Origin of the sequence: Massilia alkalitolerans DSM 17462 (assembly GCF_000427785.1) — a bacterium.
Taxonomy (GTDB): domain Bacteria; phylum Pseudomonadota; class Gammaproteobacteria; order Burkholderiales; family Burkholderiaceae_D; genus Telluria; species Telluria alkalitolerans.
The window spans coordinates 253,036-269,104 of the sequence record NZ_ATYR01000001.1 but is presented as its reverse complement, the minus strand read 5'-3'; the positions used below and the strand labels follow the sequence as shown (position 1 = coordinate 269,104).

The window sequence follows — 16,069 nt, the reverse complement described above, 5'->3', positions numbered from 1 at the left end:
GCAGGGCGGGTGCGCGCATGGGTGCGTGAGCCAAGGACGGCGGGGTAAAATAACTCCTTTACCTTTCTTGCATCCAGACATGACCGTCCGCACCCGTTTTGCACCCAGCCCGACCGGCTACCTCCACCTGGGCGGCGCCCGCACCGCGCTGTATTCCTGGGCCTACGCACGCCACTTCGGCGGCACCTTCATCCTGCGCATCGAGGACACCGACCTCGAACGCTCGACGCCGGAAGCCGTGCAGGCGATCCTGGACGGCATGCAGTGGCTCGGCCTGTCGCACGACGAAGGCCCGTTCTACCAGATGCAGCGCATGGACCGCTACCGCGAGGTGGTCGCCTCGATGCTGGAGCAGGGCACTGCCTACCTGTGCTACTGCTCGCCGGAAGAAGTCGAGGCGATGCGCGAGCGCATGCGCGCAGCCGGCGAGAAGCCGCGCTACGACGGCACCTGGCGTCCGGAGCCGGGCAAGACCCTGCCGCCGGTCCCTGAAGGCGTCAAGCCGGTGGTGCGCTTCAAGAATCCGCTCGATGGCGAAGTCACCTGGAACGACGTGGTCAAGGGCCCGATCACCATCGCCAACAAGGAGCTCGACGACCTGATCATCGCGCGCCCGGACGGCACCCCGACCTATAACTTCTGCGTGTCGGTGGATGACTGGGATATGAAGATCACCCACGTGCTGCGCGGCGACGACCACGTGAACAACACGCCGCGCCAGATCAACATCCTGCGCGCGCTCGGCGCCGAGCTGCCGCAGTACGGCCACCTGCCGATGATCCTCGGCGCCGACGGGCAGAAGCTGTCCAAGCGCCATGGCGCGGTCAGCGTCATGCAGTATCCGGAACAGGGCTACCTGCCGGAAGCGATGCTCAACTACCTGGCGCGCCTGGGCTGGAGCCACGGCGACGACGAGATCTTCTCGATGGAGCAGTTCACCGAGTGGTTCAACCTCGAGCACCTGACCGCGTCGGCGGCCCAGTTCAACCCGGAAAAGCTGGCCTGGCTGAACAACCATTACATCAAGCAGGCCGACAACGAGCGCCTGGCCGGCCTGGCCCGTCCGGTGCTGCAGCAGCAGGGTGCGCAATTCGAAAACGCGCCGGCGCTGCCGACCGTGATCGCGCTGGTGAAGGACCGCACCAATACCATCAACGAGCTGGCCGATACCGCGATGCTGTTCTACCGCAAACCGCAGCCCGATGCCGCGCTGCTGGCCCAGCACCTGACCGATGCGGTGCGCCCGGCGCTGGCCGCTTTCGCCGAGCGCTGCAAGGATGTGGAATGGAACAAGGCTGCGATCGCCGCCATGTTCAAGGAAGTGCTGGGCGCACACGGCCTGAAGATGCCGCAGATCGCCATGCCGCTGCGCCTGATCGTCACCGGCCAGCTGCAGACGCCGGCCATCGATGCGGTGCTGGAACTGTTCGGCCGCGAAGTGGTGTTAGCGCGCATCGCAAAGTACCTCTAAATTCTTTTTTGCGGAGTGCGCATTTTCTCAAAATGGGTATTTGCGAAATGCAAGGCGCTCCGCTATAATGCTCGCACTTCAGCAGCACACGGTAGCAAACAAGTAGTACGAAGTAGTTTGCGACAGTGTGAAAAGAGGGGGTATAGCTCAGCTGGGAGAGCGCTTGCATGGCATGCAAGAGGTCAGCGGTTCGATCCCGCTTACCTCCACCACTCTGGAGTGCGGCAGTAATCAGGTCGCGGTAGTAAAGTAGTACGGTAGTTCAAGGTCCCCATCGTCTAGAGGCCTAGGACATCACCCTTTCACGGTGAGTACCGGGGTTCGAATCCCCGTGGGGACGCCAGCGTGCAACCAGCGGCACGCAGTAGTAGATGTAGTAAGCAGTATGTTAGAATGTTGTTTTCCCGTAGGGGGTATAGCTCAGCTGGGAGAGCGCTTGCATGGCATGCAAGAGGTCAGCGGTTCGATCCCGCTTACCTCCACCACGTAGGAAAAACAACAGTTCTGACAGTCCGGGTCCCCATCGTCTAGAGGCCTAGGACATCACCCTTTCACGGTGAGTACCGGGGTTCGAATCCCCGTGGGGACGCCAAGAATTTGGCAGCAAGATTGACACCGCGGTGCGGTGCAATTTTTAGTAAACAGCAGCAAGTACAGTTCAAGGTCCCCATCGTCTAGAGGCCTAGGACATCACCCTTTCACGGTGAGTACCGGGGTTCGAATCCCCGTGGGGACGCCAGCATAAAACCGGAGTAGACCAACGCGCTTGCGCGGAGAGGTGCTCCGGTTTTTCATTTTGTCCAACGCTTTCGCGTATCGACATGCCATTCACTCCAGCTCTTACCCTCGCCCTGTTCTGCAAGGTTGTCGACAACTACGGCGACATCGGCATTTGCTGGCGCCTGGCGCGCCAGCTGTGGCGCGAACATGGCGTCCACGTCAGCCTCTGGGTCGACGATCTCCACAGTTTCCGCCGCATCTGTCCGGAGGTCGACGTCACCGCCGCCGCGCAGACGGTGCAGGGCGTGCTCGTGCGTCACTGGCGCGACCAGGAAGGCACATTCGCGCCGGAAGAGGTCGCCGACATCGTGATCGAATTCTTTGCGGTCGACATTCCGCCCGGCTACGTCGCGGCGATGGCGCAGCGCACGCCGCGCCCGGTGTGGTTCAACCTCGAAGGCCTGACGGCGGAAGAGTGGGTGGAGGGCTGTCACCGCCTGCCGTCCATGCATCCGCGCCTGAAACTGACCAAGCATTTCTTCTTCCCGGGATTTACCGTGAAGACCGGCGGCGTGCTGCACGAAGCCGGCCTCGACGAGGAACGCCTTGCCTTCCAGGCCGACCGGACCGCGATGGCTGCCTTCCTGGGCGGCCTCGGCCTGAGTGCGGCCGAGATGGAGGCCCTGAAGGTCTCGCTGTTCTGCTATCCGCATGCGCCGGTCGCCGAACTGCTGCGCGCCTGGTCGGAAGGCTCCCGTCCGGTCACTTGCCTGGTGCCGGAAGGTGTTGCCGCCGAGGCGGTCCAGGCATTCATGGGGAGCGGGGCGCGCGCCGGCGACAGCGCTACGGCCGGCGCGCTCACCGTGCGGGTGCTGCCTTTCGTGGCCCAGCCCGACTACGACCGGCTGTTGTGGGCCTGCGACCTGAATTTCGTGCGCGGCGAGGATTCTTTTGTCCGCGCCCAATGGGCAGGGCGGCCTTTTGTCTGGCACATCTATCCGCAGGACGAAAACCTGCATCACAAAAAACTGCGCGCTTTTCTCGGCCGTTATGCGGACGGATTGCCAGCGCTCGAGCGCTTCTCGCTCGGATGGAATGGCGCCATCGATATCGATGCGATGCCGGTCGCGTGGCAGGACTTGCAAGGCGAATTGCCCCGCATTGCCATTCGTGCAGAAGAATGGCGGAGGGAAGTGCTCGCCCATGGCGATTTGACGACGAAGCTGCTCCAATTCGCCCGTGAACTGAGGCTCGCTGCGCAAAATCCGGTATAATGCGCGGTTAGTTTGTAACGAATACCACAGGATCAAACGTAGGCTCCCAAGCTTTCTTCGCTCATAGCCACCGCTGATTTAATGCAACTTACTTTTTACGTAAAACTACTATGAAATTCGCTAAAGAAATCCGTGTTGGCAACATCATTATGGTCGAAGACAAGCCATTCATCGTGCTGCGTTCGGACGTGAACGGTTCGAGCCGCACGGGCTTCACCTACAAGTGGAAGATGAAGAATCTTCTGACCAACGCCCCGCTGGAAAACGTGTTCCGCGGCGACGACAAGTTCGACGTGGTCGTGCTGGACAAGAAGCCGGTGACCTACTCGTACTTCGCCGATCCGCTGTACGTCTTCATGGACGAAGAGTACAACCAGTACGAAATCGAAGAAGAAAACATGGGCGACGCCATCAACTACCTGAAAGACGGTATGGAATGCGAAGCCGTGTTCTACGACGGCAAGGCCATTTCGGTCGAACTGCCGACCACCATCGCACGCCTGGTCGTGTACTCGGAGCCGGCCGTCAAGGGCAACACCTCGGGCAACGTGCTGAAGGAAGCCAAGATCGAGAACGCCATCGAAGCCAAGCAGCACACCGTGATGGTGCCGCTGTTCGTCAGCACCGATGACGTCATCGAAATCGACACCCGTACCAACGAGTACAAGAAAGTCGTTCGCAACTAAGCGTCGAGCACCCAAGGAAAAACGCTGCTTCGGCAGCGTTTTTTTTCGTCCGGACCAAACGTGTCACATGAGTAATTTTTACTGCTATGCTCATGCATTATTTGACACGGAGGGTTGTATGAAGCGCAGGGATTTCGTTCGGCTCGGAGTAGGCGCAGGCATGGCGGCGGGCGCCACCGCCGCAGTGACGCAGGCGCAAGCCGCGAGCAGGGCGCCGGGCGGGGCCGCAGCGGGCATCCTGGATGCCGGCGTGCGCGAACAGCAGGCCCGGATGGCGGCCGGCAAGCTCACGTCGAGCTCCCTGGTGCAGCAATACCTGGCGCGCATCGCCGCCGTCGACAAGGCCGGCCCGCGCTTGAATTCAGTCATCGAAACCAATCCGGATGCCCTCAAGATCGCGGCCGAGATGGACCGCGAACGCGCTAGCGGCCGGCTGCGCGGTCCGCTGCACGGCATTCCGGTCCTGTTGAAGGACAACATCGCCACCGCCGACCGCATGAGCACCAGCGCCGGCTCGCTCGCCCTCGACGGCGTGCGCGCGGTGAAGGACGCGCACATCGTCACCCTGCTGCGCAATGCCGGCGCCGTCATCATCGGCAAGACCAACCTGTCCGAATGGGCCAACATGCGCTCCACCAAGTCGGTGAGCGGATGGAGCGGCCGCGGCGGGCAGACCAAGAATCCCTACGCGCTCGACCGCAATACCAGCGGTTCCAGCTCGGGCTCGGGCGCCGCCGCGGCGGCCAGCCTGGCCACCCTGACCGTCGGCACCGAGACCGACGGCTCGATCGTCTCGCCCTCGTCGTCCTGCGGCATCGTCGGCATCAAGCCGACCCTGGGCCTGCTCAGCCGCAGCGGCATCATCCCGATCGCCCATTCGCAGGACACGGCCGGCCCGATGACCCGCAGTGTGGCGGACGCGGCCCTGATGCTGGCCGCCATGGCCGGCCCCGATCCCGACGACAAGGCGACCGCCGATAGCAAGCACCACCTGAGCGACTACGCGGCGGCCCTGCGTCTTGATGGCCTGAGGGGCAAGCGCATCGGCGTGGCCCGCAATTTCTTCGGCAGCAATGACGCGGTCGACGCGATCATCGAGAAGGAGCTGGCGGTCCTGAGGTCGCAAGGCGCCACCCTGGTCGACGTGAAAGTGCCGAACGTCGACAAGTACAACGAGAGCGAGCTGCAGGTGCTGCTCTACGAATTCGCGCCGGGCCTGGAGGCCTGGCTCAAGAACTACGCCCCGCACGCGCCGGTCAGGAACATGGCGGACGTGATCGCGTTCAACGACAAGAACGCGGCGCGCGAGATGCCGTACTTCAAGCAGGAACACCTGGTCGCGGCCCAGGCCAAGCCGGGGCTGGACGCGCGCGAGTACCGCGAAGCCCTGGCCAACGACCTGCGCTATTCGCGCGACGAAGGCATCGACCAGGTGATGAAGGAGCACAAGCTCGACGCCCTGGTGGCGCCGACCGGCGGTCCGGCCTGGCTCACCGACTACGTCAACGGCGACCACTACGGCGGCAGCTTCTCGAGCCCGGCCGCGGTGGCGGGCTATCCGCACATCACGGTGCCGGCCGGCTTTACGCGCGGCCTGCCGGTGGGGATCTCGTTTGTCGGCGGGGCCTGGAGCGAAGCGTCCCTGATCGGGATGGCCTACGCCTACGAACAGGCATCGAAGCGCCGCCGCGCGCCGGTGTATCCGGCCACCATCAACGTGAAGCTGTAATCAGCGCACGTTTTGCCTTGCCTTGGCGAACTGCGGCCCCCACAGCGGGTGGCCCTGTTCGCCGGGGCTCAGGTCGAAGGATGCATCCAGCCGCAGCGCCCGTTCGAAGGCCTGGCGGCATGGGGTGGGGCGGTTGGTGACGCAATAGCTGAACGCGGTGTACTTGAGCGCGCTGACGCGGTTGCGCACCGAGCCGCTGTTCATGTCGTTCGAGCTCAAGCGCTTGATCGCGCCGTTGAAGTCGCCGTCATGGTACAGGGCGATGCCTTCGCGCAGGGCGGCGTCGTCGCGGTTCGAGGCCGGGCGCTCCGGACGCGGGGCCGGGCGCTCGGTGCGCTCGGCACGCTCGGCGCGCGGGTGGGAGCGGTCGTCCACCCGCGCGCGGGTGCGCGGCGGATCGTTCTTGCCCATGATGGAATTGAGCTGCGAATTCAATTCGGCGCAGCCGCCGAGCAGCATCACGGCGCCGAGCAGGCAGGCACGCAAGCCATGGTTCGGGATGCGCAGGTTCACTCCACCTCCTCTTCAGTAAAATCCATTTCGATGACCGCAGATGCGCCCTTGACGGCGTTGACCATCACGGTGTGCTCCGGGAAATTCGGGTTGACGATGCGGATCGTGTGCTGGCCGGGCGCCAGCGTCAGGCGCTTGAGCGGCGGGCTGGCGCCGTGGTCGACGCCGTCGACCTGCACCATGGCCCAGGGTTTGATCACCAGTTTATAGGTGGCGCCAGCCGCGGCTGGTACCGGGCGCGGCGTGGCCGGCTGGCCAGTCGCCGTTGGCGTCTCGGTGGCCGGCGCCGCCGGGGTGGGAAGTGCGGCAGGATCGCTTGCGGCGAGAATGGACGGATCGGACAGGCCGGCGTCCGCTTGCGCCACTGCCGGGGCGGGGGCAGGTGTTTCAGGCGCTGCGGCTACGGTGTCGCCGTCGCCCGGCAGGGCCAGCGTGACGGTGTCGCGCGAGTCGGCCCCGTGTAGCAGGGCGAACAGGGCGCCGAGGGCAGCCAGCAGGACGGTCGCCGCGGCGACCAGCAGCAGCCAGCGCTTCAGTCCGCTGTTTTCGGGGACGGGCGCGGGTTCGCTAAGGAAGGACACCGTCGGTTCCGGCGGGATCGGGGACAGCGGCTGCGCGGGAACGGGCGGACCGAGCGGCACGATGCCGAGCAGGTTGCGCAATTGTTCGATGGTGTGGGGGCGCTGCTGCGGGTCGGGCGACAGGCAGCGGTCGACGGCCGTCACGAAGCTGTCGCTGTACTGGTCCCCGCTGTTGCCGGGCAGCCGCCCCTGCAGGGGCGCAGCGGGCGGATATTCCCGCGTGATGGCGTAATGGACCACGGCGGCCAGGTCGTGCATGTCGCCCGCCTCCGACCAGGCATTGCCGACGTCCGGCGAGGGCAGGAGCATCGGGTCGCCGGAGTCGAGCACCAGCACCGTGTCGGGGCTGATCGGGCGATGCGGCATCTGCATCGCGTACTGCAGTTCGAGCGACTGCAGGATCTGGCGGAAAATGCGCCGGCACCAGACTTCGTTGACGAGTTCGTGGTTGAACTCGACGACTTCGCGCACGGTCCGGCCGTCGGTCTGCTGTTGCTGGGTTACGGGAGTGCTGGTCATCATGGCGTCGAGCCGCGCCCTGACACGCAGGAAGCTGTCCGGAATGTGTCCCGGCGCGGTATTTGTATTTTGACAAATAATGCCAGATTTGCCGCGCCGGCGGTGCTGCTGAGCCAACCGTGCGCGGCTGTTACAACTTCGTTACAAACAGCAGTCCGTACTCACACTTCGAGGAAGCGCATCTTGAAGTAGCGGCCCTTGATCACGCCGAATTCCGGACCTGGCGCCTGGCGGTCGTTCAGCTTGGCGACTGCCGCGTGGGCGGCATGGCGGTCGAGCGCCACGTAGCTGGCGAACTCGCCGACATTGATCTTGCCGACCTGTTCCTTGGTCAATCCGGCATCGCCGGTGAGGGCGCCGAGGATGTCGCCCGGGCGCAGCTTGGCCTTCTTGCCGCCGGCGATGTGCAGGGTCAGCATCGGGGCCGGGGCGGCTGCTTCGGGATGTTCGCCCAGCTCCTCGAGCTTGTGCCATTCGGCCGGCGCGTCCTGGTATTCCTCGATCAGGCGCACCCATTTCTTTTCGTTCGGCGCAGCCAGGGTCAGCGCCAGGCCGCTTTCGCCGCCGCGGCCGGTGCGGCCGATGCGGTGCACGTGCACTTCCGGATCCTTCGAGACGTCGGCATTGATCACGGTGTCGAGGTTGGCGATGTCGAGGCCGCGCGCGGCGACGTCGGTTGCCACCAGCACCGAGCAGCTGCGGTTGGCGAACAGCACCAGGATCTCGTCGCGCTCCCACTGTTCCAGTTCGCCGTACAGCGCCAGTGCCGAGAAGCCTTGCTCGCGCAGGTGATCGGCCAGCTCGCGGCAATGGGCCTTGGTGTTGCAGAAGGCGAGGGTGGAGACCGGCTGGTAGTGCTTGAGCAGCTGCGCCACCGCTTCGTCGCGGCCTTCGAAGCCGATCTCGTAGAAGCGCTGTTCGATCTTTTCCGCGCTGTGCTGGCTCTCGACCGCCACCTCGAGTGGGTCGACCAGGAAGCCGGCGGTGGCGAAGCGGATGTCGTCCGGATAGGTAGCCGAGAACAGCAGGGTCTGGCGGCGCTGGGGGCAGGCCGAGACGATGCCTTCGATCTCGTCGTAGAAACCCATGTCGGTCATGCGGTCGGCCTCGTCCAGCACCAGGGTCTGGACTTTCGACAGGTCGAGGGTATGACGGCCGAGGTGGTCGCGGATGCGCCCCGGGGTGCCGACCACGATGTGGGCGCCGTGCTCGAGCGAAGCGATCTGCGGGCGCATGGCGACGCCGCCGGTCAGGGTCAGGATCTTGACGTTGCCGACGCCGCGCGCCAGCCGGCGCAGCTCGTTCGCGACCTGGTCGGCCAGTTCGCGCGTCGGGCACAGCACCAGGCCCTGCACCGCGAACCAGGCCGGGTTGAGCTTGTGCAGCACGCCGATGCCGAAGGCGGCGGTCTTGCCGCTGCCGGTCTTGGCCTGGGCGATCAGGTCGCGTCCTTCCAGCACCGCCGGCAGCGAGGCGGCCTGGATCGGCGTCATCCCGTGGTAGCCCAGGGTGGCAAGGTTGGCGAGGAAGCGCGGCGCCAGCGCCAGCGAAGTGAAGGGTTGCGTGTTCATGGGTGTCCTGCCAGGGTTTGGCCAAGCATAGCCAATATGGCGGACTACGCCGAGGCCGGCGCCCATACCGGCAGGCCGGTCAGGTCGAGGTTCTCGTCGCGGCGCCAGACGGGCAGGCCGGTGGTGTCGGTTTCTTCGAGCAGTTCCAGCTGCTCCTGCTTCAACGAGGCGCGGCGCGCACGGGGAGCGGCACGCTTCGGTTCGACAACGGGGTCAAGCGGTGCGGCCGGTTCGAAGCCCGGCAGGTCGATTGTCGCGTTGTCTTTCTTGTCTCTCATCTGCCTGGATGCTGCGCTGCGTCGTTTTTGCTGCCGCAGAAAACAAAAGCCCGGCTGCAAGAGTCGGGCTTTTGTCGGTATTTGGTTGCGGGGACAGGATTTGAACCTGTGACCTTCGGGTTATGAGCCCGACGAGCTGCCAGACTGCTCCACCCCGCGTCTGAGAAAAAGATTATAGCGCGGATCGGCGGCTTGTGCAATCTCGGTTTTCTGCGGCTGCAACGCTTGTGCTTGCTCAAGCGTTGCAGCCGCAATTCCTAGTCGATTGCTCGCAGGCGCCACAGCGATGTCACTTCGCGCGAGCGGGCCGCGTGCAGCGGATCGTCGGGGTCGCTTGCCTTGCCGTGGGTCGGGCGTACATCGTGACGGGCGACAACGTCGAGCCCGGCATCGGCTATCCAGCCGAGCAATTGTTCGCGCGTGCGCAGCCCGAGATGCTCGGCCAGGTCCGACAGGATCAGCCAGCCTTCGCCGCCGGGTTCCAGGTGCTGCGCCAGGCCGCCCAGGAACCCCTTGAGCATGCGGCTGTCGGGATCGTAGATCGCGTACTCGATGGCCGAGCTGGGCTTGCCGGGCAGCCAGGGCGGATTGCACACCACCAGGGGAGCACGGCCTTCGGGGAACAGGTCGGCCTGGATCACCTCGACCTGGGCGGCCAGGCCGAGGCGCGCGATGTTCTCGCGCGCGCAGCCGAGTGCGCGCGCATCCATGTCGGTGGCGAGCACCTGCTTCATGCCGCGCCGCGCCAGCACCGCCGACAGCACGCCGGTGCCGGTGCCGATGTCGAAGGCCAGCTTTGCACCCTTGGGCAGCGGAGCCTGCGCCACCAGCTCGACGTATTCGCCGCGCACCGGCGAGAACACGCCGTACCACGGGTGGATGTTCGCATCGAGCGCCGGGATGCGCACGCCCTTGCGCCGCCATTCGTGGGCGCCGATCACGCCCAGCAGTTCGCGCAGCGAAGCGACATAGGGGCTGTCTACCGGACCGTAGGCCTCGAGGCAGGCCTCGCGCACGTCGGGTGCGCGGCGCAGCGGAATCGTGTGGCCGGCCTCGAAGGGGATCAGGAGCATGGCGAGCGTGCGCGCACGCTGCAGCTGCTGCAGGCGGTGGCGGTGGAACAGTTCGCTTGGTGTGGGCGCGCCGCCTTTGGCGGCGCCCTTGCCCGCCTTGGCGCGGCGCGCACGATCGCTCTTGTGCTCGACGCGGCGCACCAGGGCGCTCAGGAGCTGGCGCGCGTTCTGGAAGTCGCCGCGCCAGAGCAGGGCGGTGCCCTCGAGCGCCAGCCGGTAGGCGGTGTCGGCGTTCATGGTGTCGTCGGCGACGACCACCTTCTTCGGCGCCGGCCAGCCGCTTTCCGAGCGCCATGACGCCGAGCGTTCAGTACCACCCTCCAGCCAGCTCAGTTGTCCCATCGTGTCGCTCATCGATGGCCGATCAGTGATGGTGGTGCCAGTTGCCGTCGGCCGATTCGAGATAGGACTTGACCGCGTCCGGGCTGCCGGTGGCGTGACGCTTGGGCTCGCCGCATTCGCAGACGCCCAGGTAAGGCTGGATGTGCGAGCAGGCCGAGACCTTCTGCAGGGTGACCTTGACCGGTTTGGCGCACTTGGCGCATTTGAAAGTGAGGAAGCGAGCTGGCTTCATGGGAGTGTCTGTGTGAGTTTCGGGAAGAGCGGCATTCTACACCCGCACCGTCTACTCGACCACGACCGCGCTGCTGCCGCCTCCCGCCGGGCGCACCAGCACCTTGGTGGCGATGCGCTCGGTCATCTCCTGCACGTGCGAGATCACGCCCACCTTGCGGCCCAGCGATTGCAGCGCGTCCAGCGCATCCATCGCCACCCCCAGGGTGTCGGTGTCGAGGCTGCCGAAGCCTTCGTCGATGAAGAGCGACTCGACCCGCACCCGGTTCGAGGACAGCGAGGCCAGGCCGAGCGCCAGGGCCAGCGACACCAGGAAGGATTCGCCGCCGGACAGGGAATTGACCGAGCGCACTTCGCCGCCCATGTCCTGGTCGCGCACCATCAGGGCCAGCGAGGGCGCGCCGTTGTGGCTGACGCGTTCGAGGCGGTAGCGCCGCGCCAGTTGCCCGAGGTGGGCATTGGCGTAGCCGAGCAGCACGTCGAGGGTGAACTGCTGGGCGTAATTGCGGAACTTCTTGCCGTCGCTGGAACCGATCAGCTCGGACAGCTTGCCCCAGCGTTGCTCTTCGAGCTGCTGGCGCTCGACCTCGGCCAGCACCGCCTGCGCCTGCACGCGCCGGGTGTCGTCCTGGCCGATGCGCATGCGCAGTTCGGTGGCCAGGTCGTGGGCCGCGCGGCGTTCGCTTGTCAATGCTTCGACGGCGGCGGCCACGGTTTCAAGGCTCAGGCCGCTTTCGGGCGCGCCTTCGGCGTGCAGCCCGCGCTGGGCGCGGCGCTCCGCCAGCACGGCGGTGGCGCTGGCGACCTGGGCGTCGAGCGCCCCCAGTGCGCTACGTTCCTGCGCCAGCCAGGTGCCGCCGACCGCCAGCAGGCGGCCGAGTTCGGCCGAGTCCTCGACCGGGTCGAGGCCCTTGATGAAGGCCGATTTGCGGTAGTCCTCCAGCCAGTCGGCCAGCGCGCCGGCAGCCTTGACACCGGCGGCGTCCAGGTGGGCGATATGCTCGGCCAGCTGGGCCAGCGCGCTGCGGGCGCTGGCTTCGCGCTGCGCGGTTTCGGTGGCGGCCGCCTGGCGTGCTGCCAGATGATTGCGGGCGGCGCCGACGGCGGCCTGCAGTTCCTGTTCCACCTCTGCGACCGGCCGGCCGTTCCACAGGGCGAGGCGCTGGGCGCGCTTGTCCTTCAGTTCGGCGTCGATCCGGTTGAACTCGGCGGCCACCCCGGCGCCGTGGCGATCGGCCTGGGCGATGCGGTCGAGCGCGCCGGCAAGCTCGGCCTCGAGCGTGGCAAGGGCGGCGCTGCTGCGGGTCTGCAGTTCGGTTTGTTGCTGCCATTGCGCGGCTTCCTGGGCGCGGCTTTCGCGCCAGGCGGCGCCCTGGCGGCGCCAGGCGTCCTGCCAGCCGTCGCCGCAGGCATGCGACAGGACCGGGTCGAGCTCGGCCAGCAATCCTGCCAGCTGGGCGGCGACGGCGTCGCGCTGGACCATCGCGGCCCGCAGCTCGGCCTGCAGGCGTGCGCCGGCCTCGCGGGCGGTATCGAGGGCCTGGCGCAGGCCGGCATGTTCCTGCTGCGCCTTGTCGTAGGCGGCCTGGGCGGCGTCGCGCGCCTGTGCGGCGCGGCGCAGGGCGGCGACGCGGCCGTCCAGCGCCGCCGCGGCAGCGCGCGACGCTTCGCGGGCGTCGGCGAACCAGGCCCGGCGCACCGTATCGTCCTGGCCTTCGGCGGCGGGAACCTCGGCCGCCAGCGGCTGCGCGGCCCACTCCGCCTCGAGCTCGTCGAGCAGCTTGCGCAGGGTGGCGCGCTCGCGCTGCAGTCCGGCGAGCCGGTCGCTGGAGGCGGCCAGGGTGGCAGCCTGCGCCGCCTGCACGGCTTCGTTGTCGCGCAGGCGAGCCCGGCAGTCGCCGACTTCGGCGCGCAGGTTCGCCAGCATGGCATGCAGCATGTCCTCGCGGCCATCGTCGCGGTAGGGATGCTGGTGCGAACCGCAGACCGGGCAGGGCGCCTCGTCGTGCAAGCTCGCGCGCAATTGCTCCACGTTGGCTGCGCAGGCCAGCTCCGCCGCCGCCAGCGATTTCTCGGCCTGCTGCAGCGCCGCCGTGAGGACGGGGCTGGCGCCGCGTGCTTCCTCGAGCAGGCGGCCGGCGGCGGCGGCGGCCGTGTCCACCCGGTCGAGTTCGCCCGCGGTGTCGGCATATTCCTGGCGTGTCGTGACCAGCGCCGTCCAGGCTTTCTCGGCGGCGGCGAGGCGTTCGCGGCGCGCGTCCAGGGCCTGGCGTTCGCTGTCCAGCGCCTGCGGATCGACGGCCTCGAGGGCGGCCATTGCTTCGCGCCGCGCCGTGTCGAGGGCATCGAGGCGCTGGGCTGCGCCTGTCAGCGCCAGGACGGCGGCCTGTTCGTGCGCGCCGGCTTGCCGGGCCTGAAGGCTCACCGTCTCCAGTGCGGTGGCGGCGCCGGCATCGAGCGCGACCGATTGCGCGGCCTGGGCCAGCAGCTTGTCCCAGCGCGGCCACTGGGCCGCCATCGGTTCAAGCCGTGCGTGAAGCGCGAGCCAGCCGGCGGCGCGCTCGCGCTGGCCTTTCGCGGTCTCGTGTTCGGCGGCCTTGGCAGCGTGCACGCTGCGCGCCTGGCGCGCCTCGGCGCGGGCCGCTTCCAGTGCGTTGGATGCCTGGCCGTGCGCGGGCGCAAGGGCGGCAATCGCGGCATCCAGCGCCTTGGCAGTGTCGAGCTGGGGCGCCGATGCACGCAAGGCGCTCTCGGCGGCATCAAGGGCGGACAGGGCGGCGTCGACGTCCAGCACCGCCTGGCGGCGTGCATCCAGCGCCGTCGCGAGCGCACTTTCCAGCTTGCCGGTCGATTCGGCCGCCGCCTTGTGTTCTTCCTGCAGGCGCTGGACTTCCGCTACCTGCGGCCGGGCCGGCTGCACCGCATCGAGGGTGGCGAGGCGCTGGCGCCGCCCGGCCGCCTCCTGCTGCGCGGCTTGCGCCGTCGCCAGGCTTTCCACGGCCTGGGCTTCGCTGCGCGCCAGTTTGGCGGCTTCCTGGTGCCAGCGCAGTTCGCCTTCGAGGGCCGCGCGGCGCGCATCGACCGCTTCCAGCGCCAGCTCGGCATTCACGCGCTCGGCATTGAGCTTGTCGCGTTCCTCAAGCGGCAGCGGGGCCTGGTTGGCCAGCTTCGCGGACAGGGTCCGGGTGCGTTCCTGCTCGGCCCGGTAACGCTCGAAGGCGCGCCGGGAAATGTCGCTGTAGATCGTGGTGCCGGTGAGGGTTTCCAGCAGCTCGCCGCGTTCGTTCTCGTCGGTCTTGAGGAAGGCCGAGAATTCGTTCTGCGCCAGCAGCACGGCGCGCGTGAACTGTTCGAAGGACAGGCCGATGCGCTGCACGATTTCAGCCGCCACTTCGGTCTTGGTGCCGCCCAGCGGATCGAGCTCGGGCAGGCGGTGCAGGGTCATCCTGGAAGGCTGCAAGGCGCCGCTCGGCTTGTTGTAGGCGCGGCGCACGCTCCAGCGCGCGCGGTAGCGGATGTCGTCGTTGCCGGCGAAGTCGACCTCGGCCCAGGCTTCGGCGGCGCCGCGCCGCAGCAGGGTGCGCGGGTCGAGCGCCGAGATGGTGTCGCCGCCGACGTCCGGCAGCTGGCTGCCGGCGCGCTTGAGCAGGCGCGGGGTGGCGTCGTACAGCGCCAGGCACAGGGCGTCGAGCAGGGTGCTCTTCCCCGCGCCGGTGGGGCCGCTGATGGCGAACAGGCCGCTGGACGCGAGCGGTTCGGTTTCGAAGTCGACCAGGAATTCGCCGGCCAGCGAAGCCAGGTTCTTGCCGCTGATGCGCAGGATCCTCATGCCGCGTCTCCACCCAGGGCCGTGGTGAGCTCGGCGAAGGCGGCCAGCTGCTCGGGAGGGGCATCAATGCCGTAGCGCTGCGCCCACAGGCGGCGGAAGATGTCGTCCGGCTGCAGCTGGGCCAGCTGGTCGAGGCTCAGGGCTTCTTCGACGCTGTCCGGCGCGGCGTGGCGGCGCGTCGGTTCGATCTTGGCCAGGCGCACCGGCTTGCCGGCCAGGGCCGCTTCGACCCGCGCGCGCAGGCCCGGCTCGGGACCTTCGAGCAGCACGCGCACCTCGAGGAAGGGCTGCTGCTGCGGCGGCGCGTCGGGAAGCTCGAGCGCTTCGAGCGCGGCCAGCACCTCGTCGATCGGCGCTGGCTGGCTCGGTACGCGCAGCAATTGCACCGCGCGCGGCACGGGCAGCGGGGTCACCGACTTCGCGCTTGGACCCTCGAGCTCGATGCGCAGCACCTGGTGCTGGTAGCCGACCTCGGAGAAGGACAGCGGCAGCGGGCTGCCGCAATAGCGCCGGTGCTCGTGGCCGCCGACGCGCTGCGCCAGGTGCAGGTGGCCCAGCGCCACGTAGGCCACTTGCGGGTCGAACATGGAGGCCGGCAGGGCCTCGGTGCCGCCGATCACGATGCGGCGCTCGGAATCCTGGGACGACTGGCCGTCGACCATGTGGCAGTGGCCCATGGCGACGATCGCTTCGTTCCCGGTGCAGCGCGACTGCGCCAGCGCGAAGGCTTGCCGGTAGAGCACGGTGGTGCCGTGCAGGTAGGGATCGAGCGCCGTCGATGCATCCTCGGCCACGACGCGCGGCACGTCGCCCGGGCGCAGGAAGGGGACGGCCAGGCACCATGCCGCCACCGTCCCGTCGCGCCGGCGCAGGGGCACCAGCAGGCGCTCGAGGTCGACGCTGCCGTCCGGCGCGCGCGCCACGTTGCCCACCACGATGGTGCCGTGCGCTTCCAGCAGCGGCGTGGGCGCTTCGAGCCGACCCGGCGAATCGTGGTTGCCGGCGATGACCACGACCTGCAGGTGCGGCACCCGGCTGCGCGCCTGCTGCAGGAAACGGTACAGCTGGCGGTGGGCGGCCGCCGACGGATTGGCGTTGTCGAAGATGTCGCCGGCGATGAGCAGCACGTCGATCTGTTCCGCCGCGAGCGTTTCCACGAGCCAGTCGAGGAAGCACGCATGCTCGTAGGTCCGGTCGAAGGTGTGCAGGGTCTGGCCCAGGTGCCAGTCGGAAGTATGAAGCAGCCGCATGG

At 67.4% G+C, this 16,069-nt stretch carries 12 protein-coding genes and 6 tRNA genes; 9 read left to right on the top strand and 9 right to left on the bottom strand.

Annotation, left to right across the window (positions count from 1 at the left end; genetic code table 11):
* Positions 1 to 79 precede the first annotated feature (79 nt).
* From gltX to YWC_RS0101205, 9 genes are all read left to right on the top strand, one after another.
* Entirely contained in the window at positions 80 to 1,471 is a 1,392-nt protein-coding gene (gltX, locus tag YWC_RS0101245) for a glutamate--tRNA ligase (protein WP_027863743.1), read from the top strand.
* A gap of 136 nt (positions 1,472 to 1,607) precedes the next feature.
* Positions 1,608 to 1,683 (top strand) — tRNA-Ala (locus YWC_RS0101240).
* A gap of 55 nt (positions 1,684 to 1,738) precedes the next feature.
* Positions 1,739 to 1,814 (top strand) — tRNA-Glu (locus YWC_RS0101235).
* Between the two features lie 66 nt (positions 1,815 to 1,880).
* Positions 1,881 to 1,956 (top strand) — tRNA-Ala (locus tag YWC_RS0101230).
* A gap of 31 nt (positions 1,957 to 1,987) precedes the next feature.
* Positions 1,988 to 2,063, top strand: a tRNA-Glu gene (locus YWC_RS0101225).
* Between the two features lie 71 nt (positions 2,064 to 2,134).
* Positions 2,135 to 2,210, top strand: a tRNA-Glu gene (locus YWC_RS0101220).
* Between the two features lie 82 nt (positions 2,211 to 2,292).
* Positions 2,293 to 3,465, top strand: a complete 1,173-nt coding sequence (gene earP / locus YWC_RS0101215; RefSeq protein ID WP_036212500.1) for an elongation factor P maturation arginine rhamnosyltransferase EarP — start codon at positions 2,293 to 2,295, stop codon at positions 3,463 to 3,465.
* A 110-nt stretch (positions 3,466 to 3,575) separates the two neighbouring features.
* Entirely contained in the window at positions 3,576 to 4,151 is a 576-nt protein-coding gene (locus tag YWC_RS0101210; protein ID WP_027863741.1) for an elongation factor P, read from the top strand.
* Between the two features lie 118 nt (positions 4,152 to 4,269).
* Positions 4,270 to 5,880: an amidase gene (locus tag YWC_RS0101205; protein ID WP_027863740.1), complete on the top strand. Its 1,611-nt coding sequence runs from the start codon at positions 4,270 to 4,272 to the stop codon at positions 5,878 to 5,880.
* On the opposite strand, the gene YWC_RS31350 is transcribed toward YWC_RS0101205, so the two are convergent.
* From YWC_RS31350 to YWC_RS0101160, 9 genes are all read right to left on the bottom strand, one after another.
* Positions 5,881 to 6,393, bottom strand: coding sequence for a TssQ family T6SS-associated lipoprotein (locus tag YWC_RS31350; RefSeq protein ID WP_156923423.1), 513 nt, complete (start codon positions 6,391 to 6,393; stop codon positions 5,881 to 5,883).
* A complete protein-coding gene (locus YWC_RS0101195) occupies positions 6,390 to 7,496 on the bottom strand; it encodes a serine/threonine-protein kinase (RefSeq protein ID WP_027863738.1) in 1,107 nt (368 codons plus the stop codon). The genes YWC_RS31350 and YWC_RS0101195 overlap by 4 nt, the downstream gene beginning before the upstream one ends.
* 158 nt (positions 7,497 to 7,654) lie before the next feature.
* Positions 7,655 to 9,064, bottom strand: coding sequence for an ATP-dependent RNA helicase DbpA (gene dbpA, locus YWC_RS0101190; protein WP_027863737.1), 1,410 nt, complete (start codon positions 9,062 to 9,064; stop codon positions 7,655 to 7,657).
* Between the two features lie 44 nt (positions 9,065 to 9,108).
* Entirely contained in the window at positions 9,109 to 9,342 is a 234-nt protein-coding gene (locus YWC_RS0101185; protein WP_027863736.1) for a hypothetical protein, read from the bottom strand.
* Positions 9,343 to 9,424: 82 nt separating this feature from the next.
* A tRNA-Met gene (locus tag YWC_RS0101180) sits at positions 9,425 to 9,501 on the bottom strand.
* Positions 9,502 to 9,599: 98 nt separating this feature from the next.
* Entirely contained in the window at positions 9,600 to 10,769 is a 1,170-nt protein-coding gene (locus YWC_RS0101175; protein ID WP_027863735.1) for a methyltransferase, read from the bottom strand.
* A gap of 10 nt (positions 10,770 to 10,779) precedes the next feature.
* Complete coding sequence (locus YWC_RS0101170) at positions 10,780 to 10,989, bottom strand: hypothetical protein (RefSeq protein ID WP_027863734.1); 210 nt, start codon at positions 10,987 to 10,989, stop codon at positions 10,780 to 10,782.
* A 51-nt stretch (positions 10,990 to 11,040) separates the two neighbouring features.
* Positions 11,041 to 14,817, bottom strand: a complete 3,777-nt coding sequence (locus YWC_RS0101165; protein ID WP_027863733.1) for an AAA family ATPase — start codon at positions 14,815 to 14,817, stop codon at positions 11,041 to 11,043.
* The gene (locus YWC_RS0101160) at positions 14,814 to 16,067 is read right to left on the bottom strand and encodes an exonuclease SbcCD subunit D C-terminal domain-containing protein (protein WP_027863732.1); all 1,254 of its coding nucleotides are present in this window, start codon (positions 16,065 to 16,067) and stop codon (positions 14,814 to 14,816) included. The genes YWC_RS0101165 and YWC_RS0101160 overlap by 4 nt, the downstream gene beginning before the upstream one ends.
* Positions 16,068 to 16,069: the final 2 nt, after the last annotated feature.

Bases quoted from the DNA above. Each gene is read 5' to 3' on its own strand.
- gltX (WP_027863743.1), top strand. From the start codon at position 80: ATGACCGTCCGCACCCGTTTTGCACCCAGCCCGACCGGCTACCTCCAC.
- earP (WP_036212500.1), top strand. From the start codon at position 2,293: ATGCCATTCACTCCAGCTCTTACCCTCGCCCTGTTCTGCAAGGTTGTC.
- YWC_RS0101210 (WP_027863741.1), top strand. From the start codon at position 3,576: ATGAAATTCGCTAAAGAAATCCGTGTTGGCAACATCATTATGGTCGAA.
- YWC_RS0101205 (WP_027863740.1), top strand. From the start codon at position 4,270: ATGAAGCGCAGGGATTTCGTTCGGCTCGGAGTAGGCGCAGGCATGGCG.
- YWC_RS0101195 (WP_027863738.1), bottom strand. From the start codon at position 7,496: ATGATGACCAGCACTCCCGTAACCCAGCAACAGCAGACCGACGGCCGG.
- dbpA (WP_027863737.1), bottom strand. From the start codon at position 9,064: ATGAACACGCAACCCTTCACTTCGCTGGCGCTGGCGCCGCGCTTCCTC.
- YWC_RS0101185 (WP_027863736.1), bottom strand. From the start codon at position 9,342: ATGAGAGACAAGAAAGACAACGCGACAATCGACCTGCCGGGCTTCGAA.
- YWC_RS0101175 (WP_027863735.1), bottom strand. From the start codon at position 10,769: ATGAGCGACACGATGGGACAACTGAGCTGGCTGGAGGGTGGTACTGAA.
- YWC_RS0101170 (WP_027863734.1), bottom strand. From the start codon at position 10,989: ATGAAGCCAGCTCGCTTCCTCACTTTCAAATGCGCCAAGTGCGCCAAA.
- YWC_RS0101165 (WP_027863733.1), bottom strand. From the start codon at position 14,817: ATGAGGATCCTGCGCATCAGCGGCAAGAACCTGGCTTCGCTGGCCGGC.
- YWC_RS0101160 (WP_027863732.1), bottom strand. From the start codon at position 16,067: ATGCGGCTGCTTCATACTTCCGACTGGCACCTGGGCCAGACCCTGCAC.